The following is a 23,186-nucleotide window of genomic DNA, read 5'->3' as shown; positions in this document are numbered from 1 at the left end:
TTAAAACATTTACTTGCTTTCTGCAGCTTTCTTAGCTTCTTCTATCATGTTGTGATATTTATCAAGAGTTGTCTTGATATCTTTGCCTTCAAATATTATTTCTCTCAATGCTCCATTTATAGCTTTGTCCACATCAGCCCAGTATACAAGGTTTGGCCTTGGTTCTGCATGTTTTAATGCCTCATTTATAGCTTCAAAATATGGTTTCTGCCAATCTGCAACCTTACCATAAGCATCGCTTCTCATTGATGGCCATCCTAATTTAGTGACAAGTTTCTCTTGAACTTCTTTACTCATAAGGTATTCCATAAACTTTATAGCCATCTCTTTATTAGGTGCACCAGTTGGTATTCCTATAACTTCTCCTCCCAAAACGTGGGACTCTTTAACCGGACCTGCCCAACCGTGATATGCCAAAATGTTCTTTTTACCATACTGCTCTACAAGAACGTTTGCAGTGTAAGGCCAATTTTCAACCAAATATACACTATCTTTTGCGAGATATTCTACAGGTGTATTCCAGTCAGCTTTCTTTGAGTCAGGAGAGAGGTATGGCTGTAATTCTTTCAAGAATGTAAATGCTTTTATTGAACCTTCATCATTCAATACTGTTGGGTCACCACCAGCAGACCTTATAAGGTCAAACATTTGAACTGTGCTGTCAGGCCCTAAATTTTCTTTAATTATAACTCTGCCTATGCCCTCTTTTTCTTTAAAAGTCTTTGCAACCTGCAAAAGCTCATCCCAATTTGTAGGAAGTTTTAAACCGTATTCGTTGAATTTATCTTCGTTGTAGAAAGCTATTTCTACATTTGGTCTATACGGCATAAAGTACAACTTTCCATCAAACTCTCCTACTGGCACAAGACTTGGTATTACTTCCTTTGGTATCATGTCTCTATACTGAGACAAATCTTCCACAAGCCCTTTTGCCACAAGCGGAGCAAGTTGCATGTTATCTTGAGTTATAATATCTATATCCATCGCATTTGCTTTGTGCATAGCATCTAACTTTTTAATAAGGTCTCCTGCTTCAATTTGAAGAGGCTCAATTTTTACACCATACTTTTGCTCAAATGGTGGGAAAATATCTTCCTTCATCACTTTCCATTCTGCTTCTCCAAGTCCCATTGAAACTTTCAAGACTTTTTTCCTAGCATCTGACACATTTTTACTCCCGCATCCTGCGATAAGGGTACCCAAAAGGGAGAGAATCACTAATACTGCTATTACCTTAGCATAAAACTTCCTCATAACTTCAGAAAACCTCCTTAAAATTTAATTTTTTATATATACAGTATCCGAAAAATTCGGATACGTATATGCTAACCTTTAACAGCCCCTGCAAGATAACCACTCTTCATGTACTTTTGTAAGAAGAATGTCACAAGCATTACAGGGATTGTGAGTATTGCCGCATATGTGGCAGAATCAAAAATTCCTCCTCTTTGAACATAATAGTAAGTTTGAAGAGGCAAAGTCCTGTCTGAAATAGTCAAGTAAAGAGCATAAGTAAATTCATTCCAGGAATTCAGCCACACAAATATAGCAGTAACAGCTATGCCAGGAAGTGCAATTGGCATTATAATCCTCATCAATGCCGTCAATTTACTTGTTCCATCAACCAATGCAGCTTCTTCTAAGTCCTTTGGTATTGTCTCAAAAGTTCCAACCAATATCCATGCTGCAAAAGGTAAATTTACAATAAGGTGTGCCATAACTAATCCTAAATAAGTGTCCATTAAATTTAATTTTATAAACTCAACTGCTATCGGAAGAGCAATACCTACATCAGGAAACATCCTTGTAAAAAACAGTGATAATACTACTGCGTATTTTATTTTCGATGGCATCCTCGCTATAACATAAGCCGCTGGAGCAGCTATTATAATTGCGATGATAGTAGTCATTGTTGCCACTACAAAACTTTTCTTAAAAGGAGGCCATATATTTCCTGAAAGAAATACGTCTTTCCAATGGTCCAAAGTAAAGCGAGTGATGAAAAAGTCTGGATGAGGTTTTAATATATCACTTGGCACTGCAAAAGAAGTTATAAAAAGTATATATACTGGTATAATCATCAATATTGCCGCTATTATAGCTATTGGAATATACGCTGTATTTGAAATTTTTTCACTAATATCTATTTTCCTCATCATTATTCCTCCTTAGTACCAGCTATTTTTAAGTAGCTTACTATAAATACTGCTATTATTAGGAGCAATATTGTAGATGCTGCCGCAGATGTATAGGCATTTGCATAATTATTATACTCATCATACGCAAAGGTAGAAATAACAGGAGTAGCACGGCCTGCAAGAACAAGTACAAGTTCAAATATTCTAAAAGCATCTATCGCTCTTAATATCAAGGCCATCGTTATAGAGGGCTTTAAAAGTGGCAATGTCACATATTTAAAAGTTTGCCACGCAGTTGCCCCGTCAATATTGGAAGCTTCATAAACTTCATCTGGTATACTTTCAAGACCAGCCAAAAGCAATAGTATGACCAGTGGGGTAACTTTCCATATATCAGCTACAGAAACCATAAGCAATGTCTTAAAACCACCACTCGCCCAATCTACAGGAAGCTTAATTAAGTGTAATTTTTCTAAAAGTTCATTAAAATAACCATTTAATCCGAAAATATATGTCATAGCGACACCTGATACAAGTGTAGGAACTCCCATAGGAACCAACATCAAAGACCTCAAAAGCCCTTTCCCTTTAAAATTCCTTTTTAAAATAAGCGCAATGACGAGGCCTGCAGTCATTTCCAAAGTGAGGCTTATAAATGTAAGAGCTATGGTATTGAAAAAAGCATTTTTAAATTCTGTTTTACCTATAATCTCTTTATAATTTGCCAATGTGAATGCTTTAGTATACTGATCCTGAAAGCTTAAAGTAATAGTTTGAATGATAGGGTATACAGTAAAACCTAAAATATATAATAGTAATGGTAAAACCATGGCAATTTCAAGTTTGTATTTCTTTACGAAGTTTACATAAGACATGCCATATTCTCCTTTCGTAAGCTTAAAATCTTCACTGCGCTTCGCTTTTCATGTTAAAACTGTAAGCGCTTACAATTTAAAAAATAAAACAAAGATTATTCTTTTGGAAATTTACAAGAATTTCTTACTACAATTTTGTGTTTTAAAATTATTTGATAATCATCAATTTCTTCCCCATTTAACATTTTTATAAGCATTCTAGCTGCAACAGCCCCTATTTCATACATAGGCTGTGATACAGTAGTGAGAGAAGGCCTTGTTGCTTCTGACAAGTCAATATTATCAAAACCCATTACTGATACATCTTCAGGACAGGAAAGCCCGCTGTCAAACACCGCATTTATTGCTCCCATTGCCATAATATCACTTATCGCAAAAATAGCAGTAGGTCTCATTTCGCCTTTTAGCATTTCCATCGCCGCATTATATCCGCCTTTATACTTAAAATTTGCTTCTTTAATAAATTTATCATAAATTGGTAAGCCATTATCAATAAGAGCTTGCTTATACCCTTTTAGCCTGTCTACGCTATCTATTGTCTCTTTCATGTCATCAAGAGGGCCATGAATAATTCCAATCCTCTTGTGGCCTAATGATATCAAATAATTCACTGCATCATAAGCCGCTTTAAAATTATCAATCCCTACATAAGGCACATCAAACTTTGTTGTTCTTCCTGCAAGTACCACCTTTATATTGTCATTTTTAAAGACTTCATAATGCTCTTCAGAAAAATAGTCACAGTGAAATATTATTCCATCAACCCACCGATTTTTTAGCATTTCTATATATTGAAATTCTTTTTCTCTTTTATTGTCTGCATTGCACAAAGTAATATTGTATTTATAAATATTGCAGACATCTTCAATACCTCTTACTACTTCTGCATAGTAAGGGTTTGATATATCAGGCACAATTAGCCCTATAGTGTTTGTTTTCTTCATCGCCAGGCTTCTGGCTGGCATACTGGGTTTATATCCCAACTCTTCTGCAGCTTTTAAAACTTTTTGCCTTGCTTTTTCACTTACTAAAGGGCTATTATTAAAAACTCTCGAAACAGTTGCAATAGAAACACCTGCTAATTTTGCCACATCGTCTATTGTCGCCATTTTGACACCCTTTTCTTAATTTACTGTAACCGCTTACAGTTACATTATATTACGATTCTTTTAAAAATGCAAGAGTTTTTTATAAAAAATATTCCCCAAAACACAGGGGAATATTTCCACACTACAGCAATTCTAATATTTTATCTGCTTCACTTAAATCCTTTAAAATTAAGTCTGCTTCTTTTACTGTTTCAGGATTGCCCACTCCTACTGCAAACATTCCTGCTTTTTTTATTGCAGTAATTCCCGCAGCCGAATCTTCTATTCCAATGCACTTCTCCGGAGGAATCCCAAGATGCTTCGCTGCATTTAAAAATATCTCAGGGTCAGGTTTTCCATGCTTAATTTCATTTGCATCCACTATATAGTCAAACTGATCTCTTATTTTTAAATTTTCAACAACAGTAAAAGCATTTTTGCTGACAGATGCAATTGCTATTTTAATACCTCGTTTTTTAAGCTCTTCAATGAATCTCTCCACTCCAGGCAATAAATCCTCAGGTGTAATTCTCTTTATCATCTCTTTATAGTACTCATTCTTTTTATTTGCATAATATTCTTTTTCTTCTTGAGAATATTTTTTATCACTTTTCTCTAAAATTATCTCTAAAGATTGTAGGCGGCTTACACCTTTTAACCTCTCGTTGATAACTTCATCAAAATATATCCCTAACTCATCAGCAAGTTTTTTCCATGCTAAATAGTGATACCTTGCAGTATCTGTAATAACACCATCTAAATCAAAAATTACTCCACGATATCTTGCCATTTTATTCCTCCTTCGTAACGTTTATTTTAATCCCGTTGTAGATATTCCTTTTACAAAATATCTCTGGAATATTAAGAATATCAATATAGTAGGTAACGTCAAAAGTATAGCTCCTGCCATTACCTGATTCCAAAATTGATAGTATTGGCCGTAAAAGGAATTAAGTCCTACCGGCAGTGTATACATATCATCACTAGACGTCAAGAGGCTAGGCCACAAGAAACTATTCCAATTGCCAGTAAACATAAAAATGAATTGAGTTGCAAGAGCAGGTTTAGACAAAGGCAAAACTATTTTAAAGAAAATCCCAAATCGTGACAAACCGTCAATTGTAGCTGCTTCTTCTAACTCTTTGGGAAGAGATAAGAAAAATTGCCTCATTAAAAATATTCCAAAATTACTAGTCAAAAATGGAATTGTAAGGCCCATGTAAGTGTTCACCCAGCCTAATTTGCTGAGAAGGATATAAGTTGGCACCATCACTACCTGTCCTGGTACCATCATGAGAGCAAGCACAACCATAAACAATAAATTTCTTCCAGGAAAATTTATTCTTGCAAGTGCATACCCTGCCATAGAATTAAACAGTATATTGCCAAACGTCACTATAGCTGCAACTATAGCACTATTTATAAACCACCTTAAAAAAGAAAATTTTGTAATTATCATTTTATAGTTATCTAAAGTTAAATGTTTTGTATTTACAGCAAAAGTATTTAATTCACTGGTGGGTTTTAGAGATGTTATTATAGACCATATAAAAGGACCAAGTGTAATTACTGCATATCCTACTACAACGATATAAAATAAAAGCCGCAACACCTTTTTCATCTATTGCCACCTCCTAATAGGTTTCTTCTTTGAAAAGCTTTCGCTGTATAAGAGTCAATATCAAGATTATTACAAATAATGCAAAAGCCATAGCTGAAGCGTAACCCATGTTAAAATCTCTAAAGCCTGTCCTATATATATCCAGCACGACTGTCATTGTAGCATCAAGAGGCCCACCAGTCCCTTGCGATACTACATAGGCTTGGTCAAAAACCTGAAAAGTACCAATTAATGACATTACTAGATTAAAAAACACTATTGGCCTCAACATTGGAAGGGTAATTTTGAAAAACCTTTGAAATTTATTAGCTCCATCTACTTCCGCCGCCTCGTACAATTCTGATGGTATATCCTGTAATCCAGCAAGAAAAATCACCATGTAATTACCTACAGAAGACCATATCGCCATCATCATGATAGAAGGAAGCGCAAACCTTACATCATTAAACCAAGCAGGTCCTTGTATGCCAAATTTAGCTAACAAAGCATTAACTAAACCATCTGCTTTAAATAGATATAAAAATATTACAGAAACTGCAACTGTGGATGTAACAGTTGGTATATAATAGGCAACTCTAAAAAATGTTTTACCTTTAATATTCGAATTTACAATTAATGCTAGTATTAAGGCAATAATTAGCTGTGTTGGCACTACTCCTAAAGAATAAAGTGTTGTATTTAAAAGAGCCCTTTTAAATGTCGGGTCGCTAAATAACTTTATATAATTTGCAAATCCAACCCATCGGCTTGCTTCAGGATTTAAAAAAGAAAATTCTTTAAAACTTATAATAAAAGCATAAATTAATGGTCCTATCAAAAAAATAGATATTGAAGCAATAAAAGGTAACACAAAAGCATACCCTGACAAAGCTTCGTATAAATACCTCTTTTTCATAGTCATTTTAGCTTCCATAAATACATCCTTCCCTTCAACCTTAAAAAATCATAATTGCAGCACCTTATTTTAGTAAGGTGCTGCTTGTTTAAATTATTGTCCAACTTCCTTTTGTGCATTGTCAAGAGCTTGTTGAGCACTACTTATTTGCTTCATTATTAATGCTTCACAGGCTTTATTAGCCGCATCTACTACCTTTGTGCCATACAAGCCAAACTGCCATGGTACTGCATAGGAAGCACCATCTACAAAGGCAGCTCTTTCAGGATATTTCTCCTTAAATCCTTCTTGCATAGACTTTCTCGATGGAAGTGCAAGACCTGAATCTACTACAAATTGCTGTCCTTCTTTACCGGTTAAAAATTCAATAAGCTTAAATGCTTCATCTTTATGTTGGCTGTTTTTATTCATCACATATGCAACAGTGAAAGCCATTGTAGATTTTTGCTTTCCTGCTGGAAGCTCTGCTATACCATAGTTTAAATCAGGAGCTTTTTCTTTGAGGAATGGTATCATCCAGCCACCTTCTATTGCCATTGCAGCTTTTTTAGCAGCAAAAGCATCTCCATTCCAGCCTTCTCCCATGTTTTGTGGTGTGTCAGCAACTTTGTCTTTTGTAATGAGGCCTACATAAAAATCAAGAGCTTGTGCATTCTCTGGCAGATTTAAAGTAACTTTTCCATCTTGATATACTGAACCGCCATTTTGATTTATAAAAGCATCAAATCTTGCAAGGTCTGCTGATAAAACCAAACCTTTGACACCGTCTTTTGTCAACTTTTTAGCTACATCTCTTAATTCCTCCCATGTTTTTGGAGACTCATTTATTCCAGCCGCTTTAAACATGTCTTTGTTGTAAAACAAAGCTAGAGTATTGAAATCCTTTGGCAAACCATAAGTTTTTCCTTCCCACTGAAAAGCGGAAAGCAAAGCAGGTTCGAAATCATTTACATCCACATTGTATTTCTTAATATAATCATCTAATGGCTCTAAAACTCCTGAAGACATAAGCTGTGGTGCAGGCATGCTGTCAAGATAGAATATGTCTGGTGCTGTATTTGACGCCAGTTCTGTTTGTAATTTTTGCATGTAATCTCCCACAATTGTCTCAATTTGCACATCTATATTTGGATATTTTTCTTTAAACTTAGCTATTTGGTCATCCACTATCTTCTTTTCTGCTGGAGATGAAGACCACATACCTAATTTTATAGTAACTGGTTTCACCGTCTCTTGTTTTTGTGTATTTGTCTCATTGGCACTGGAGGTATTATTTTTACTGGATGAACAACCAGCTAAAACAGTAGCTAATACAAAGATCGTCAAAACAAAGATGCTTAAAAGTTTTTTACTCATTACCACTTTCCCCTTTCATAATTTTATAGTAAAATATCTGATTGAGGACTTAAAATTTTACTTCAACTTCACTTATCCCCCCTTAAAACTTAATCAATTTATTTTAAGGTATAGCAGGTTACCACCTGCCTGTACCTTTTTGACTATTGTAACGTAATCTCTTTCCCTTTTACCTTTACTTTTATATTTCCTTTTCCTTCTAATTTTTTTACTGACACATCCTCTTTTGTAACAATTACCTCAATTAAATTGCCTTTCCAGAATACTTTATAGGAAAGTTTGTCCCATTTTTCTGGCAGCCACGGATTTATATTTAATATCTCTTCTTTGTCAATTTCCATTCCGCCAAATCCAAAAACAGCTACTTGCCATGTACCACCAGCAGATGCAGCATGCAAACCTTCTTTAGTGTTACCCTGATTGTCCACAAGGTCAACGTTGGCACTTCTCATAAAAGATTGGTACGCGTTTTTGTGGTCCCCAACTTTTAAACCCATAATGGCATACATACTTGGACCTAAAGAAGACTTGTGCATAGTCCGCTTTTCATAATATTCGTAATTGATTCTTTTCGTCTCTTCGTCAAATTCCTCGCCTAACAAAAGCATTAACATAACAACGTCAGCCTGTTTAATAAGCTGTGTATCACCTAATTTTGTTATATCAACACCTTCAGGCCATATAGGCATATTGTTTTCATCAAATTTATCAATGACATAATCTTTTTTATCAAAATAGCCTTCAAATTGTTCAATGAGCTTTTTGCTTTTCTCATAAGGTATATATATTTTTTCTTCAACTTTTTTCCACTTTTCTATTTCCTCGTTTGTCAAACATATCTTGTTTGATATAGCATGATAATGTTCGTGGTATTTTTCTTTTAACATATTGATTAGTTCAAGTCCCTTTTTAATATTCCATTTTGCAAGGTAATTAGTATAAGCATTATTATCAACATGTTCATGAAATTCGTCAGGACCTATGACATTGTTTATTTCATACCTATCTAATTCTTTTACATATTCACATCTAGATACCCAAAACCTTGCAGTCTCAAAAATGATTTCTGCACCATAATTCAACATAAACTCAATATCCTCTGTCGCTCTAAAATACTCCCACACTGCAAAAGCTATATCAGCAGTTATATGATGCTCTAAATCTCCTGTCCATATCCTTACAGGGTTTCCTTTGTAATCAAATCCCCATTTAGGTGTCTCTTCCTCTCCTGTGTCTGCAGATTCCCAAGGATATTGTGCTCCTTTATATCCATTTAAAGTCGCATTTTTTCTTGCTGCATCAAGCATATTGTACCTGTACATCAAAAGTGTTCTAGCTGCCTGCGGATACACATATATGAAAAAGGGAAGCATAAATATCTCAGTATCCCAAAATACATGGCCTTTGTATCCCTCACCATGAAGAGCTTTCGCAGCAATACTTACCAGGGGGTCATTTTCATTGACAGAACTCATGAGATGAAAAATATTAAAACGCAAAGCTTTATCTGCTTCTTCATCCCCTTCAATATTTATATCTGCAACAGACCATAGTTCTTCATATACCTCAATATGTCTCTGCAACTCTTTGTCAATACCTTCTCCAGCAAAAGCAAAGAGTTCTTTTTCCACCGTCGTCTTTAACAGGTCTTTTCTTACGTCTCTGGTGGTATAAGTTATTACAAATTTGTCAATTACTACTGTTTTGTTCTCTGTACCGTCAAACTCAAAGTACTCAATACTTCTCTCACCTAAAGGCAAAAACCTTTTAAATTTAGCTACGTTATTTTTTTCTTCATCTTCATGATGATATATCCTCACTGTACTACCTGTTGCTATGCGGGTATCATCGTCAACAGTTGCTGTTTCAAGATAAACTCCATTTTTACTTAGACTACTATTGTTAGCCACTTTCAAATGCTTTACTCTATACTTTGGGCTATCTGCTGAATTTAAAACAGTCCCATCAATAATGCTCTCTATACCTACAACACCACTGTAATTTACAGGTGTTACAAATAGCTTAATTGCAGAACGATGAAGGTCGCTACGGCTTATAAACCTGTATCCCTCAATTCGAGTAATTCTATCTTTGCTGTCTTTTATCAACATACTCCTAAATAGAATACCTTTTTTCATATCAAGAATTCTTTTAAATTCTATCAACTGGCATTTATCCAAACTTAATTCTTCACCTTCAACATACAACTTTATTCTCAACCAATTTTGAGCATTTACTATTTCTCTAACCTGCGCATCTGACTTGTCAAAAATTCCTGCAATAAAATTTCCCGACCTTTCTCCCTCGCTTCCTTCCTCAAAAGTACCTCTTACGCCCATGTAACCATTTGTAAGTGTAAAAAGGGTCTCATATCGAGGATTTACCTCTGTATTATACTCATTTTGGAAAATAAGCCATTTGTCATCACTTATTAAATTGTTTACATCCTCTAAAAACATGTGCTTTACCACTTATATACCTCCATCCTTACCAAAAATTCTATCCGAAACGTTTTGGATACTTTTTAAAAAAATTATATCTTTCTAGCTGAATCTCTAATTACAAGCTTATGAGGTATTAATATATGCTGAGGCTTTTCCCCTTTTATAATAGATAAAAGATGTTTTGCTGCATTATATCCCATCTTAAAAGTATCTTGTCTTATAGTAGTAAGTCCAGGAGTAATAAGGGATGCAAGTTCAATATCGTCAAAACCTACAATAGAGATGTCATCAGGCACTTTCATTCCTAAGTCTTTTGCTGCTTTGAAAGACCCTATTGCCATCAAATCAGAAGCATGAAATACAGCAGTTATTTCCGGATGTTCAAAAACCAACGTCTTAAAAGAATTATATCCACCTTCTTGAGTAAAATCATCAAAAACTACATATTCCTCTTTGTAAGGTATATTATTTTTTTCAAGAGCTTTTTTATAACCTTCTAACCTTTCAAAACTTACAGCCGCATCACCATGCCCATTTATAAATCCAATATTTCTATGTCCTAACTTTATAAGATAGCTTGTAGCTTCAAAAGCCGCCTGAACATTATCCGAACTTACATATCCCACTTTATCAGTCAGTATTGGTATATCAATCAAAACAGTGGGAATTTGTGTTTTCTTTATTTCTTTAATGTAAGGATCACTCAATCTTAAGCCTTCTACAATAGCCCCTTCCACTTTTCTGTCATTGCAAAGCTTCTCATAGGAAGTGGCATCTTGGCTTTCCGGGTCTACAGTAAAAAGTATAAGGTCGTATTTATCTTTCTTTAATCCTGCTTTTATACCTGCAAGCACTTCGAGGAAGAAAGGATGGTACGCCCCAGGTTTTATTAATTCAGAAACAACCAAGCCAACTGTATGAGTCTTATTTGTAACAAGCCCTCTTGCAAGAGAATTTGGAGTATAATTAAGTTGTTCCGCTATTTTTTTAATTCTTTCACGGGTTTCTTCGCTTACATCCGGATATCCGTTTAAAGCTCTTGAAACCGTTGTAACAGATACACCCGCATATTTCGCTATATCCTTTATTGTAACCGCCATTTACTATCCACCTTTTCCAAAACGTTTTGGTTGTTCAATTTCATTTTATCAAAAACCTTTTCACCTGTCAACAGATTTTTTCTTTCCGTAAGGACACACTTTCATACAAATACCACATACATAGCCTCTTCCAATGTGTTTAAAATTTTTATTCATATATTCGCTACAGGCTCTCGCATCAACTATTTCTTCTCTCGGCATCCCTTCTTTCCATAAAGTACCATAAAGTGCTATAGCAGGACAGGCATCTACACATAATTTACAGCTGCCACATTTACTTTCAGTAATAGGGGTTCCTGTTTCAAAAAGCATGTTAGTAAGAACAGTCCCCAACCTTACCCTGGGACCATATTTTTCAGTCACAAGAAGACCATTCTTTCCTATCCAGCCAAGCCCTGCTCTTGTAGCAGCAGTTTTATGTGGAAAAAGTCCTCTGTATTCTCCCAAATCAGCAATCGATTGAGATGCAGGAACAGCTAATGCTTTATAGCCCCATTCTTCAAGAAGAAGAACCGTCTTTAAGGTTATCTGGTCAATTAGCGTATTTACAGAACGGTAATGGTGATAATAAGTGTGAGTCGGCTTATTCTCAATTTCATCCACTATTCTATCTGCTAATTTTATTACAACTGTAATGGCATACGGAATATCTGAAAGAGTATCGGGAAGGATACCTGTAAGATTTGAAAAACCCACTAAAGACGCTCCCCACTCTTTGATTTTTTGCTCTAAAATTCTTTGTTTTTCCATCTTTATCAACCCTTTTAGTAAAATTTATGCACATAAATATTTTAACACAATAAAATATATTTTTTAAAATTTTTCAAAGTATATTTTTTATCCACCTACACAAATTAAGTATGAGAAAGAGTAAGGAGGGATTTAAATGGCAAGAGGTAGTTGGAATGATCGTCCAAAAATGGTACCAGAGGCTCACAAAGCCCTTGATAATATGAAATACGAAATCGCATCAGAGCTTGGCCTTCCAGTTAAGCAAGGTTCTGAAGATTATTGGGGATATGTAAGTAGCCGAGATTGCGGCAAAGTAGGAGGACAAATGTTAAGACGAATGGTTCATTTTGCTGAATCTGCCATGGCAAGGGGCATCAGTATATATGGTTCTACTCCTGCACAGGGTGGCCCACAAGGTGCTGCAGGAAGTGAATCAGAATATATGCAAAGATAGAAAGAGAAAAAGAGAGTATTTCGTATACTCTCTCAGACTGTAGACAAACTTTCGTAAAGGAGATATTTTGCATAAGGAGCGACTTGTTACAAAGCGGTAACAAAACTTAGCAAGACCGAGGGTGGAGGCAGGGCCGAAGCCATGGATGGCGAAGGCGGGCACCTGAGGCAAGGAGGCCGATTGTGCCCGGTACCCTGCCGGAGCCCGAAGGTCGAGCTTTAGTTTTGTCGCTTTGGAACATCGGAGCGACGATGCAAAATATCTCCTTTGAATATTTTTTAACTTTGTCAACAAACTGAGAGAGTATTTCGTATACTCTCTTTTATTATTGTATATTTTGTGATAGAATTAATTTAAATATACCACATGTAGTAATAATGCGAGGTGGTAACTTGGCGTACGAAATACAAGAATTAGCAGAAAACAAGTTAATTATACTATACATCTTAAACAGAATAAATATGCCTATTACAGACGAGCAAATAAGCAAAATTATCTTAGATAACAAACTTATGAACTATTTCTATTTAAGACAGTACCTTGACGAATTAATAGAAACTGGCTTTATAAAATTAGAAGAAGAAAAATATTTTATTACTGAAGAAGGTATAAACATTTTAAAACTATTTTTCACAAGAATCCCCTTTGAAACACGGCAAAAAATAGACGAATACATCCTTTTAAACAAAGAAAAAATAAAACAGGAATCTCAATATATAGCCACTTATTACAAAAAAGGCGAAAATCAATATATAGCTAATTGTAAAGTCGTAGAAAATGATATAGTTTTGATTGAGCTAAATATAAATGTAGTAAACAGCGAGCAGGCAAAACTCATATGCGATAATTGGAAACAAAAATCTCAAGACGTATATGCATACATAATAAAAGTCCTCACGGGTCAATAACAAGGCCTTGGGGCTCTTTTCTTGTTTCAATAAACTTTACTACCCTCATTTCATCAATGTCAATTATATTCACTTTGTTTTCTTCTGCAGAAGAAACATAAGCATATTTATCTAAAATACATAAATACCCAGGTGCATATCCGCAATAAACTTCTTTTTTCTGTTTTGTAAATAAATCTATTTTGCATAGCGTATTAGAGCAAGAATTAAGCACATACAAAAAGTTTTCCTTTTTCCGTACCATTGTAGGAACTTTTCCCACTTCTATCTCACCAGTCACTTTAAAACTTTGCAGGTTTATCACAGAAATTTTCCCATTTATCCCCGTTTCAAAATAACTGTTTATTACATACAAACAGTCCCAATCTTCAGAGAAAGTCATCCCTATAGGTCTTGCCCCTGTTCCAATAAAATCTACAATCCTATAACTAAAAGGGTCGATTAATAAAATTTCATCGGAGTTCATATTGCTCACAAAAATCAAATCATACTTTTCATTGTAAATTATGTCCTGGGGGAAACTTCCTACTTTAACTTGCCCTATCACTTTTTTCTCTCCAATATCAAAAATACTTATAGAGTCTGAGTCCCCATTAACCACTAATATATAATCTCCATGCATAATGCCATTATTAGGATAATTACCTACATACAGAGAAATTTCTGAAGTAAAATCTTCTAGGTTTATTATACTAATTGAATTATCATAAGCATTTAAAGAATACAGTTTCTGTCTTTCTTTATCTAAAATTAATCGATGAGGACCACATAAATATTTAGAATAGACATTTAAGGGCAGATGTTTATTGTTATATGATTTAATCTTTGCAAAATCTCTATGATTTGTCTCCAAATTAACTCGCTCTATAACATCTTCTCCCATATTGGCAATGTAAATGTACAAAACACATCCCCCCACATATTAGCATAATTCCATAATATGCAGGAGGATATATTTGAGAAACCAATAACTCCATAAAAAATCGCTCACTTAAATTGTGAGCGTCTTTCAATATTTTTACAAATTTACCATCGAGGTGGCCCTGTATCATACCTGCAACCACTTGTTCTTTTAGCCTGTTGATAAGTCTTAAAACCCACATGGCTGTAATAATGGTCGGGGCAACAGGATTTGAACCTGCGACCTCACGGTCCCGAACCGCGCGCGCTACCGCTGCGCCATGCCCCGACACATTATTCATTTTATCATACTCCTTTCCTTTTTTCAATAAACAAAATAAAGTTATAGCCCTACCCAAACTCAAAACTATTTAATTATTTTTTTCAAAAAACCCTTATTAGTAGCAAACTTTCTGAGAAATTTGGCTCTAAAATGAATTTCTAAATTTTATAATTGCAATTGACAGATAAATGAATTAAGTGTATAATAAAACTATCAAATTGGAAAGGGCGATTGATATGACTTATTTGGAGTTAGAATTTATGCGCTCTTCAAAACCAGTAAATGCACCAATTAGAACGTTGAAGAAATGTAATGCAATTACATGTATCCATAATTGCAACAGTTTTTGTGTGACCTATAAAGATTTTAAGTGCGATTTTCAAGAAGAAATTAAAATACCTGAACAATAAATCAGGCGGTCGAAAGACCGCTTTTATCATACGTCTATTATTTTTTCCATCAATTCATTCATGTTATATTTGATTTTTTGTTCTTTAGCAATCCTTAAGAGTCTCAAATATTCTTGTCTTGCAAAATCGTACTTCAGCCTTGCTAACTTTATCTTGAGGTAGTTGTCATTTTCCAGCATTTCTAAATTTCTTTCTGCTTCTTTCATCGCCTTTAGTGCTTTATCTATCTCCCGTAACAACGCAGTCCCTGTCATTTCCATAACAACCACCTTCTCATTACGGCCTTTACACCTTACATTATATTAAAACTATGTCTTAATTATTACCTTTTTAAGCATAGACCTCACATAACCAATCATGTACAATGACCCACAAAAAAGTACCATATCCTCTTCCTTAGCTATATCTAAGGCGTATTTTACCGCCTTTTCAATATTTTCAATTGGAATTACGTTTTCTTTATCTATCTTTTGTGCAAGTTCACTTGCCTTATAAGCTCTTTCACTTATTGGGGTGGTTGTTATTATCATATTTGCCTCTGGCACAATTATATCCAGCATCTTCTGTGTATCTTTGTCTTTAAGCATTCCAATTACTAAAATCAATTTATCATATTTAAATAATTTTAGAGACTCTTTCAAAACAGTCATTCCTTGAGGATTGTGAGCACCGTCTATTACTACGTAGGGTTTTTTTCTCATTACTTCCAATCTTCCAGGCCATTTTGCCCTGTAAAGCCCTTCCCTTATATCTTTTTCTGTGATTTCGTATCCATACATTTTCAATTTTTCTACGCTCTCAATCGCCAAAGCAGCATTGTAAATCTGATGTTCTCCCAATAAAGTAATTTTTAAGTCCTTGTATTTTTTGTAGTCAAAAATCTGAAAATCAGGGTTTTGTTCTTTTATAATTACGTTACTTTTTTCAAGTACAGTCAAATAAGCATTTCTTACCTCACATGCTTCTATGATGACTTTCAATGCTTCTGGCTGTTGATAAAAACTTACCACCACTCCATTTCGCTTGATAATGCCTGCCTTTTCATATGCAATCTCTCCTAAAGTATGTCCCAATCTGTCTGTATGGTCATAATCAATAGTGGTTATAACAGAAACTAATGAAAAATCAATAGCATTTGTTGCGTCAAATCTACCTCCAAGTCCTACCTCTAAAACTACAAAATCCACTTTTTCATCATAAAAATATTTAAAAGCAATTGCAGTTACCACTTCAAATTCCGTCGGATGATTGTATCCTTCCTCCACCATACGAGATATCATAGGCTTTATATATTCAACATAATAAATCAACTTTTCCTTGGAAATATTTTCTCCATTTATTCTCATTCTCTCTTCAAATTCTTCGAGGTAGGGAGAAGTATATAAAGCTACTTTATATCCAGCCTGCTGCAAAATGTTGCTTATAAAAGCTGATGTAGAGCCTTTTCCATTTGTACCAGCAACGTGGATAATTTTAAGGTTTTTTTGAGGATTCCCCATATAATTTAATAATCTTCTTATATTTTCTAATCCCAACTTTATGCCAAATTTGTATGTACCATGTATGTAGCTAATTGCTTCTTCATAGTTCATTTAAGCCCATCTCCCATATAAACGGATTTTACAAAAACAATCCCATCAAAACCTCATCTACGTATTCATCACCAATTTTAAACTGTTTTTTTCTTCTACCCTCTTCTTCAAAACCAAATTTCTTATAAAGGTGTATTGCTACTTCATTGGTACTAAAAACACTGAGGCAAAGTTTTTCATAGCCTTTGCTTTTTGCCCAATTAATAGCTTCCGTAAACAACTTTGTTCCGATTCCTATATTCCTAAATCGAGCGTCTATACTTATACCTATTTCTCCTACATGTTGTACTTTAGGAGACCTTCCTCCATAATAACGAAAGAGAGTAAGGCAGCCTACGATTTCACCACCGTAGTCTGCCACTAGGATCAAATCTTTGTTGCGGTCTAAATTTTTAATAAGCTGTTTTTCTTCCTCCTCAGACCAATTAAATGTCTCTGACACCATATACAATTTTTCCCTTCCAACACTGTTTAAAAGCTTTATTATCCCCCTCGCATCTTTTATCTTAGCCTCTCTTATAACCAGTTGAGACTCTTTTTTGGGCCTTTTAAACAAAGATAACATACAAATCCCCCTAGAGGTTAACTCTTTAATAACTTAAGTCTTTCCTCTATGTTTTTAAGCATCGTAGTATATTTTTCTAATTTCTCTCTTTCAGCACTGACTACTTTTTCTGGCGCTTTTTTAACGAAATTTTCATTATTTAAAAGCCCTTGTGCTCTTTCAATTTCGCTTATCACTTTTTGTCTTTCTTCATTAAGCCTCTTTATCTCTTCTTCTAAGTCTATTAAATCTTCAAGTGGAAGTACCACCAATCCTCCTTCTATTGCTCCACTCAAAGCTTTATGAGGAATTTTACTTTTATCTGTTTCAATTACAACTTCGCTAGCACCTGCAAGTTTCATTATATAATTTGTACCCACTTCAAACATCTTTACATAATTTTCATTTTCAACAGTCACAATAACTTTTGCTTTTTTAGAAGGGGAAACATTTGCTTCTGCTCTTAAATTTCTAATGGTCCTAATAGCTTCCATTATAATCTCAGCATTTTTCGCTTCTTCAGTGAAATCCAGTTCTTCTTTGTATTTCGGCCATTCAGCAATCATTATGCTCTCGCCCTCATGAGGTAAATTCTGCCATATTTCTTCAGTTATAAAAGGCATAAAGGGGTGCAAAAGCCTCAAAGTATTATCAAGCACATATCTTAAAACAGACTTTGCAACCTTTTTAGCTTCAAGGTTATCACTGTAGAGCACAGGTTTGCTAAGTTCTATATACCAATCGCAAAATTCGCTCCACACAAAGTCATAAAGTTTTGTCGCAGCTATTCCTAACTCAAATTTTTCTAAATTCTCTGTCACTTCTTTTACTATATTGTTATACCTTGTCAAAATCCACTTATCAGCAATAGTTAACCCCTCTGTATAAAGATTAGTATCATTATCAGTTAAATTCAGCAACACATATCTTGAAGCGTTCCACAATTTATTTGCAAAGTTTCTGCTGAGTTCAACTTTATCTTGACTAAACCTCATATCGTTTCCTGGAGCATTTCCTATGACTAATGTAAACCTTAAAGTGTCTGCTCCATACTTTTCAATAACCTCTAACGGGTCTATTCCATTGCCAAGAGATTTGCTCATTTTTCTACCTTGAGCATCCCTGACTAAACCATGTATCAAAACATGCTTAAATGGTACTTCTTTCATAAATTCCAAACTCATAAAAATCATTCTTGCAACCCAGAAGAAAATTATGTCATATCCCGTAACAAGTACATCTGTCGGATAGAAATATCTTAAATCTTCTGTTTCTTCTGGCCAACCCATAGTAGAGAAAGGCCAAAGTGCAGAACTAAACCAAGTATCTAATACATCTTCGTCTTGATGTATGTGTATGCTTCCGCACGCTTCACATTTTTCCGGGTCTTTACGCGATACAGTTATATGCCCACAGTCATCACAATACCAGGCAGGAATTCTGTGTCCCCACCATAATTGCCTTGAAATACACCAATCCTTTATGTTTTCTAACCAATTAATGTATATTTTTTCAAACCGTTCTGGCACAAACTTAATTTTTCCTTCTTTTACAACTTCTAAAGCAGGTTTCGCTAAAGGCTCCATCTTTACAAACCACTGCTTGGAAAGTAGAGGTTCAACTACCGTATCGCACCTGTAACAATGTCCCACATTGTGAACGTGGTCTTCAACTTTTAGAAGTAGTCCGAGATTTTTGAGGTCTTCTACTATCTTTTCTCTCGCCTCATACCTATCAAGACCTTTATATTTTCCTCCATTTTCATTGATTATCGCATTCTCATTCATTATGTTGATAAATGGAAGATTGTGTCTTGTCCCCATCTCAAAGTCATTTGGGTCGTGAGCAGGCGTCACTTTAACAGCACCAGTTCCAAATGAAGGATCAACGTAGCTGTCAGTAATTACAGGTATCTCCCTTCCTACAAGTGGCAGTATCAAAGTCTTACCTACCACATCCTTATACCTTTCATCATCAGGATTTACAGCAACTGCTACATCCCCCAGCATCGTCTCTGGCCTTGTAGTAGCTATAACTACATATCCATCTTCACCTTTTATGGGGTATTTGATGTACCACAAATGCCCTTTTTGCTCTTTATGTTCCACTTCCGCATCAGATAAAGCAGTGTTGCAGTCTGGGCACCAATTTATTATCCTGTCACCTCTGTATATGAGCCCTTTTTCATAGAGAGAAACAAAAACCTCTCTTACCGCTCTTGAACATACTTCGTCCATAGTAAAGCGTGTCCTTGTCCAATCACAAGAAGAACCCAACTTTTTTAATTGGCTTAAAATACGGTTTTCGTATTTGTCCTTCCATGCCCATGCCCTTTTCAAAAACTCTTCTCTTCCTATTTCCTTCTTTGTGAGCCCCGTTTCTTCTCTTATCGTGTCTAAAACTTTTATCTCCGTCGCAATGCTGGCATGGTCTGAGCCAGGTATCCACAAAGCTGCATAACCCTGCATTCTTTTCCATCTTATCAATATGTCCTGCAAAGTATTATCAAGTGCATGTCCCATATGTAATTGCCCTGTTATGTTTGGAGGCGGTATAACAATGGTAAATGGCTGTTTTTCAGGGTCTATTTTAGGAGTAAAATATCCTTTTTCCATCCAAAAAGCATAAATTCTATCTTCAAATTCCTTTGGATTGTAGGTTTTAGCTATCTCTTTCATGCTTTACACTCCCTCCGTAAAATTTTAAAACCCTTTCACCCACAAAGGGCGAAAGGGCATTTCGCGGTACCACCTTCATTTATCACTCAAGCTATAACGGGCAGACCCGTTTAAACCTACTCAACTTCGGTTTACAGGCTCCAGAGCTACCTTCAGTGTACCTTTGGCGGGAATCCTTTCAGCCCATGGGATATCCCTCTCTTTAGCCAGTATACACTTACTCCTCTCTTTCATAGCCTCATATTCCATTTGATATATAATATATATAAAATCTCATGAATTGTCAACAGTTAAGTTGTTTTAAAGCAAACAATCAGATTAAATTTGCATAAGTATGATATAATGATAATAAGAAGATGTTTTAAATCGAGGTGTAAAAAATGTTAAAATTTCATGTTAAGGCAATTACGATGGACGTAGAAGGAAATTTCTCCGTCCTATTGACAGATGAAGAGGAAAAGAAAGTTTTACCTATAGTTATAGGTCCACTGGAAGCTCAAAACATAGCTATCCCTCTTCAGGGAATTACACCGCCTCGCCCTTTAACCCCCGACCTTTTAAAATCTGTTATTGAACAACTTGGAGGAAAACCTGAAAAAGTTGTAATTACTGATTTAAAAGATGACACTTATTATGCAGAGCTTTATATAAAACAAGGGGATAGAGTTATAAAATTAGACTCAAGACCCAGTGATGCGATAGCTTTGGCAATGCGAACTGATATACCAATTTTCATAAATATTCGTTTAGCGGAATTCACTTATGATATGGCAGATTTAAAATTTGATGATAGAGATAGTTAAAATTCTATTGGCCCTCTTAAAAATTTAAGAGGGCTACTTTTTTAAAGAATTGTTAACCATTATGTAAAAATAGTTGACAATTCTTTTTAAAAAAAATATAATAATTGTTGTAATAATACAATGAGGAGGAAAAATATGATAAAAACTAAAGACATGATTTTAGCTTCTCTTTTTGCTGCTATTACTTTTATAATGGGTTTTGTAAAAATCCCCTTACCTTTTTCTCCAGTACCTATCACAGGACAGACTTTTGCAGTAATGTTAGCTGGAGGGCTTTTAAATCCTACATCAGCATTTTTGAGCCTTTTTATTTTTGACCTTTTAGGTGCAATTGGAATACCTGTCTTTTCTGGACTTACAGGAGGCTTAAATGTTTTAGTAGGACCTACAGGAGGATATATTTTAAGTTGGCCCTTTGCAGCTTTTTTAATTTCTTTGACTTTAAAAAACAAAAAAGCAAATTTTATTAATATTTTTATAAGCTATCTCTTATTTGCAATAATTTTTGTTTATATTTTAGGAGTAACTCAACTCTCTTTTGTTACAGGAATGCCATTTAAAAAAGCCATTTTAGTCGGGGCACTTCCTTTTATACCTGGCGATTTAATCAAGGCATTTATCGCTTCCTATCTCACTTTAAAATTAAAACCTGTTATAAAATCTAATGAAAAAAGGCAAGGTTGAACCCTTGCCTTTTTTCATTACTGCTGAACAGTTGGTCCAAAGTTTCCTCTATAGCCTGCTCCTTTATGCGCTCCTTTAGCACCAAAACCTGCTCCCAAGCCTACACCTGTATTGCCATTGCTATTTTTTCCAAGTCCAAGACCTAAACCTACACCTGAACCTTTACCATATTGACAGGTTCCATCCCATGAATTTATCTTGTCTTCAATGGTTTTTTTGATTGTGTCAGCCCTATCCTGAGTTATTTTACCATCTTTAACTAATTGGTCTATAAACCCTTCTTTTTGCTCAATTAAAGCTTTTTTCAGATTGTCAAGTGTTATGCCATTTTCTTCTGCAATCTGAACTATTGTTTTCCCTGATTGAAGTTCACTTAAAATTTCATCTGCTGTCTTACCAGTCAGTTTTGCAAGAAAATCTGCATTTCTACTCATTCCGTATCTTGGTGCTGTCGTAGAATATTGAGGTGGCGTTGAAGAACTAGCTGTATTGCCAGTTGTGGCTGCATAAGCAGCTATTCCACTTAAAAGCATACCTCCTGTAAGTACTACTGCTACTACCTTTTTGAAATTCATTTAAAACCACACTCCTTTTTGAATTTTGTTTTTTATTTGTTACACTTATATAATAACCTTTTAGTTTGAGGTAACCATATTGAATTTGTGAAGGATGTGTGAAAATTCGTTTAAATTAATATGAGTATTGGCAATCTATAAAGTTTTGACAATATAAAAAAGAGATGGCTTCCCACCACCTCTTCTAACAATCAAATATTAAATTCATCAAATCGAATTATTGGAGCTTTGTGGAACACTATTCTGTTGATTATTTTCATTTTGCCATTTACCTTTAAAATCTCTTCTTTTTCCTTCAAAATGTTTGAAAAATCCTTGAGGCAATCCGTTTTGTTCCATATTTTTTACCATTGTATCAATTCTATTTTTAATCGTATTTCCTTGGTCCTGAGTAATAACTCCAAAGCTTACAAATTTATCAACTAATTGTTTTTGCAATTGTGCCATTTGTTTGTAATAATTGACTAACTCATTCTTTTGCTGGTCTGTCAATTTAGATGGATCAACACCTCTCAAAATAAACCCTAATCCATCGTTGCCACCAAACATCGCATAGCCTTTTTTATCAGCATTAGCTATTGCATTATCTATCGCACTTGTGATTTTGTTTGCTTGGTCTTGAGTCAATAATCCTTCAGATACCAATTTGTTTACTATATCCTTCTGAAGTGACGCCATTTGTTTGTATATTTCTGTCAAAGCTGCTTTTTGTTGTTCTGTAAGCTTTGAAGTATCAATTGGGCCTATTCCAAAATATCCTTTGTCAAATCCTCTTCCGCCACCAATGAAGAAGGGAACATTGTCTTGATTTGCTTTAGAAACTTTGCTATCAATGTTTTTAATTATATTATCTGCTTGTTGTTGAGTTATAAGCCCTTCTGATAAGAGTTTGTTTATAAACTCTTTTTCAAGGTCGGCTATTTTTTTGTTGTAATCTGTAATTATTTGCTTTTGCTCTGGTGTAAGCTTTGATGTGTCAATTCCAAAAAAGCCTTTTATGCTGTTTGTCAGTGGTGAATCAGTATTTGCTGCAAAAACTGTCAAAGGAATTGCTAAAGCCAATACAACTGCTAAAACTATTAACCATTTGTTTCTCTTCATATATG

At 34.8% G+C, this 23,186-nt stretch carries 23 protein-coding genes, 1 tRNA gene and 1 other annotated feature; of the genes, 5 read left to right on the top strand and 19 right to left on the bottom strand.

Going from position 1 to position 23,186, the window contains the following annotated elements:
* Positions 1-9: 9 nt before the first annotated feature.
* The 11 genes from THESIDRAFT1_RS09205 to THESIDRAFT1_RS09155 all read right to left on the bottom strand — a co-directional run bounded on the left by THESIDRAFT1_RS09205 (position 10) and on the right by THESIDRAFT1_RS09155 (position 12,267).
* The gene (locus tag THESIDRAFT1_RS09205) at positions 10-1,254 is read right to left on the bottom strand and encodes a sugar ABC transporter substrate-binding protein (protein WP_006570206.1); all 1,245 of its coding nucleotides are present in this window, start codon (positions 1,252-1,254) and stop codon (positions 10-12) included.
* A 71-nt stretch (positions 1,255-1,325) separates the two neighbouring features.
* Positions 1,326-2,156: a carbohydrate ABC transporter permease gene (locus THESIDRAFT1_RS09200; RefSeq protein WP_003870320.1), complete on the bottom strand. Its 831-nt coding sequence runs from the start codon at positions 2,154-2,156 to the stop codon at positions 1,326-1,328.
* A 2-nt stretch (positions 2,157-2,158) separates the two neighbouring features.
* Positions 2,159-3,013, bottom strand: a complete 855-nt coding sequence (locus THESIDRAFT1_RS09195) for a carbohydrate ABC transporter permease (protein ID WP_006570205.1) — start codon at positions 3,011-3,013, stop codon at positions 2,159-2,161.
* 95 nt (positions 3,014-3,108) lie between these two features.
* Entirely contained in the window at positions 3,109-4,122 is a 1,014-nt protein-coding gene (locus THESIDRAFT1_RS09190; RefSeq protein ID WP_006570204.1) for a LacI family DNA-binding transcriptional regulator, read from the bottom strand.
* Positions 4,123-4,243: 121 nt separating this feature from the next.
* Entirely contained in the window at positions 4,244-4,891 is a 648-nt protein-coding gene (gene pgmB, locus THESIDRAFT1_RS09185; RefSeq protein ID WP_003870323.1) for a beta-phosphoglucomutase, read from the bottom strand.
* A gap of 21 nt (positions 4,892-4,912) precedes the next feature.
* Entirely contained in the window at positions 4,913-5,722 is an 810-nt protein-coding gene (locus tag THESIDRAFT1_RS09180) for a carbohydrate ABC transporter permease (RefSeq protein ID WP_006570203.1), read from the bottom strand.
* Between the two features lie 13 nt (positions 5,723-5,735).
* The gene (locus THESIDRAFT1_RS09175; protein WP_003870325.1) at positions 5,736-6,635 is read right to left on the bottom strand and encodes a carbohydrate ABC transporter permease; all 900 of its coding nucleotides are present in this window, start codon (positions 6,633-6,635) and stop codon (positions 5,736-5,738) included.
* A 75-nt stretch (positions 6,636-6,710) separates the two neighbouring features.
* Positions 6,711-7,973: an ABC transporter substrate-binding protein gene (locus tag THESIDRAFT1_RS09170; RefSeq protein ID WP_006570202.1), complete on the bottom strand. Its 1,263-nt coding sequence runs from the start codon at positions 7,971-7,973 to the stop codon at positions 6,711-6,713.
* Positions 7,974-8,116: 143 nt separating this feature from the next.
* Complete coding sequence (locus THESIDRAFT1_RS09165) at positions 8,117-10,444, bottom strand: kojibiose phosphorylase (RefSeq protein WP_006570201.1); 2,328 nt, start codon at positions 10,442-10,444, stop codon at positions 8,117-8,119.
* 62 nt (positions 10,445-10,506) lie between these two features.
* Entirely contained in the window at positions 10,507-11,517 is a 1,011-nt protein-coding gene (locus tag THESIDRAFT1_RS09160) for a LacI family DNA-binding transcriptional regulator (RefSeq protein WP_004397117.1), read from the bottom strand.
* A 60-nt stretch (positions 11,518-11,577) separates the two neighbouring features.
* Complete coding sequence (locus THESIDRAFT1_RS09155; protein ID WP_006570200.1) at positions 11,578-12,267, bottom strand: 4Fe-4S double cluster binding domain-containing protein; 690 nt, start codon at positions 12,265-12,267, stop codon at positions 11,578-11,580.
* A gap of 136 nt (positions 12,268-12,403) precedes the next feature.
* Between THESIDRAFT1_RS09155 and THESIDRAFT1_RS09150 the strand changes: the two genes are divergently transcribed.
* Positions 12,404-12,703, top strand: a complete 300-nt coding sequence (locus tag THESIDRAFT1_RS09150; protein ID WP_003870331.1) for an alpha/beta-type small acid-soluble spore protein — start codon at positions 12,404-12,406, stop codon at positions 12,701-12,703.
* A gap of 392 nt (positions 12,704-13,095) precedes the next feature.
* On the top strand, positions 13,096-13,611 hold the full coding sequence (locus THESIDRAFT1_RS09145) for a DUF4364 family protein (RefSeq protein ID WP_006570199.1): 516 nt from the start codon (positions 13,096-13,098) through the stop codon (positions 13,609-13,611).
* Here THESIDRAFT1_RS09145 and THESIDRAFT1_RS09140 read toward each other — a convergent pair.
* Together THESIDRAFT1_RS09140 and THESIDRAFT1_RS09135 are read right to left on the bottom strand one after the other, a co-directional pair.
* Entirely contained in the window at positions 13,598-14,515 is a 918-nt protein-coding gene (locus tag THESIDRAFT1_RS09140) for a YncE family protein (RefSeq protein ID WP_006570198.1), read from the bottom strand. The two genes, THESIDRAFT1_RS09145 and THESIDRAFT1_RS09140, sit on opposite strands and share 14 nt — an antisense overlap.
* Positions 14,516-14,725: 210 nt before the next feature.
* A tRNA-Pro gene (locus THESIDRAFT1_RS09135) sits at positions 14,726-14,800 on the bottom strand.
* Between the two features lie 230 nt (positions 14,801-15,030).
* Here THESIDRAFT1_RS09135 and THESIDRAFT1_RS13280 point away from each other — a divergent pair.
* Positions 15,031-15,204, top strand: coding sequence for a hypothetical protein (locus THESIDRAFT1_RS13280; RefSeq protein WP_157632019.1), 174 nt, complete (start codon positions 15,031-15,033; stop codon positions 15,202-15,204).
* Positions 15,205-15,230: 26 nt separating this feature from the next.
* On the opposite strand, the gene THESIDRAFT1_RS09130 is transcribed toward THESIDRAFT1_RS13280, so the two are convergent.
* The 4 genes from THESIDRAFT1_RS09130 to THESIDRAFT1_RS09115 are packed head-to-tail and all read right to left on the bottom strand — an operon-like array spanning position 15,231 to position 20,018.
* A complete protein-coding gene (locus tag THESIDRAFT1_RS09130; RefSeq protein ID WP_003870333.1) occupies positions 15,231-15,464 on the bottom strand; it encodes a hypothetical protein in 234 nt (77 codons plus the stop codon).
* A 48-nt stretch (positions 15,465-15,512) separates the two neighbouring features.
* Entirely contained in the window at positions 15,513-16,796 is a 1,284-nt protein-coding gene (locus THESIDRAFT1_RS09125) for a bifunctional folylpolyglutamate synthase/dihydrofolate synthase (protein WP_006570197.1), read from the bottom strand.
* 28 nt (positions 16,797-16,824) lie between these two features.
* On the bottom strand, positions 16,825-17,361 hold the full coding sequence (locus THESIDRAFT1_RS09120; protein ID WP_004397131.1) for a GNAT family N-acetyltransferase: 537 nt from the start codon (positions 17,359-17,361) through the stop codon (positions 16,825-16,827).
* 17 nt (positions 17,362-17,378) lie between these two features.
* Complete coding sequence (locus THESIDRAFT1_RS09115) at positions 17,379-20,018, bottom strand: valine--tRNA ligase (RefSeq protein ID WP_006570196.1); 2,640 nt, start codon at positions 20,016-20,018, stop codon at positions 17,379-17,381.
* A gap of 41 nt (positions 20,019-20,059) precedes the next feature.
* Positions 20,060-20,261, bottom strand: a binding site (T-box leader).
* A 137-nt stretch (positions 20,262-20,398) separates the two neighbouring features.
* Between THESIDRAFT1_RS09115 and THESIDRAFT1_RS09110 the strand changes: the two genes are divergently transcribed.
* Together THESIDRAFT1_RS09110 and THESIDRAFT1_RS09105 are read left to right on the top strand one after the other, a co-directional pair.
* Positions 20,399-20,821 (top strand): bifunctional nuclease family protein, encoded by a 423-nt coding sequence (locus tag THESIDRAFT1_RS09110; protein ID WP_006570195.1) that lies wholly within the window; start codon positions 20,399-20,401, stop codon positions 20,819-20,821.
* Positions 20,822-20,956: 135 nt separating this feature from the next.
* On the top strand, positions 20,957-21,505 hold the full coding sequence (locus tag THESIDRAFT1_RS09105) for a biotin transporter BioY (protein ID WP_006570194.1): 549 nt from the start codon (positions 20,957-20,959) through the stop codon (positions 21,503-21,505).
* Positions 21,506-21,522: 17 nt separating this feature from the next.
* Here THESIDRAFT1_RS09105 and THESIDRAFT1_RS09100 read toward each other — a convergent pair whose 3' ends face one another.
* Entirely contained in the window at positions 21,523-22,080 is a 558-nt protein-coding gene (locus THESIDRAFT1_RS09100) for a DUF2680 domain-containing protein (RefSeq protein WP_003870890.1), read from the bottom strand.
* Between the two features lie 207 nt (positions 22,081-22,287).
* On the bottom strand, positions 22,288-23,181 hold the full coding sequence (locus tag THESIDRAFT1_RS09095) for a YckD family protein (protein ID WP_006570193.1): 894 nt from the start codon (positions 23,179-23,181) through the stop codon (positions 22,288-22,290).
* Between the last annotated feature and the right edge of the window lie 5 nt (positions 23,182-23,186).

It is taken from the genome of Thermoanaerobacter siderophilus SR4, assembly GCF_000262445.1.
Classification (GTDB): Bacteria; Bacillota; Thermoanaerobacteria; order Thermoanaerobacterales; family Thermoanaerobacteraceae; genus Thermoanaerobacter; species Thermoanaerobacter ethanolicus.
Note: the sequence above shows the minus strand (reverse complement) of the source record. Positions and strands in the feature narration are given on the sequence as shown.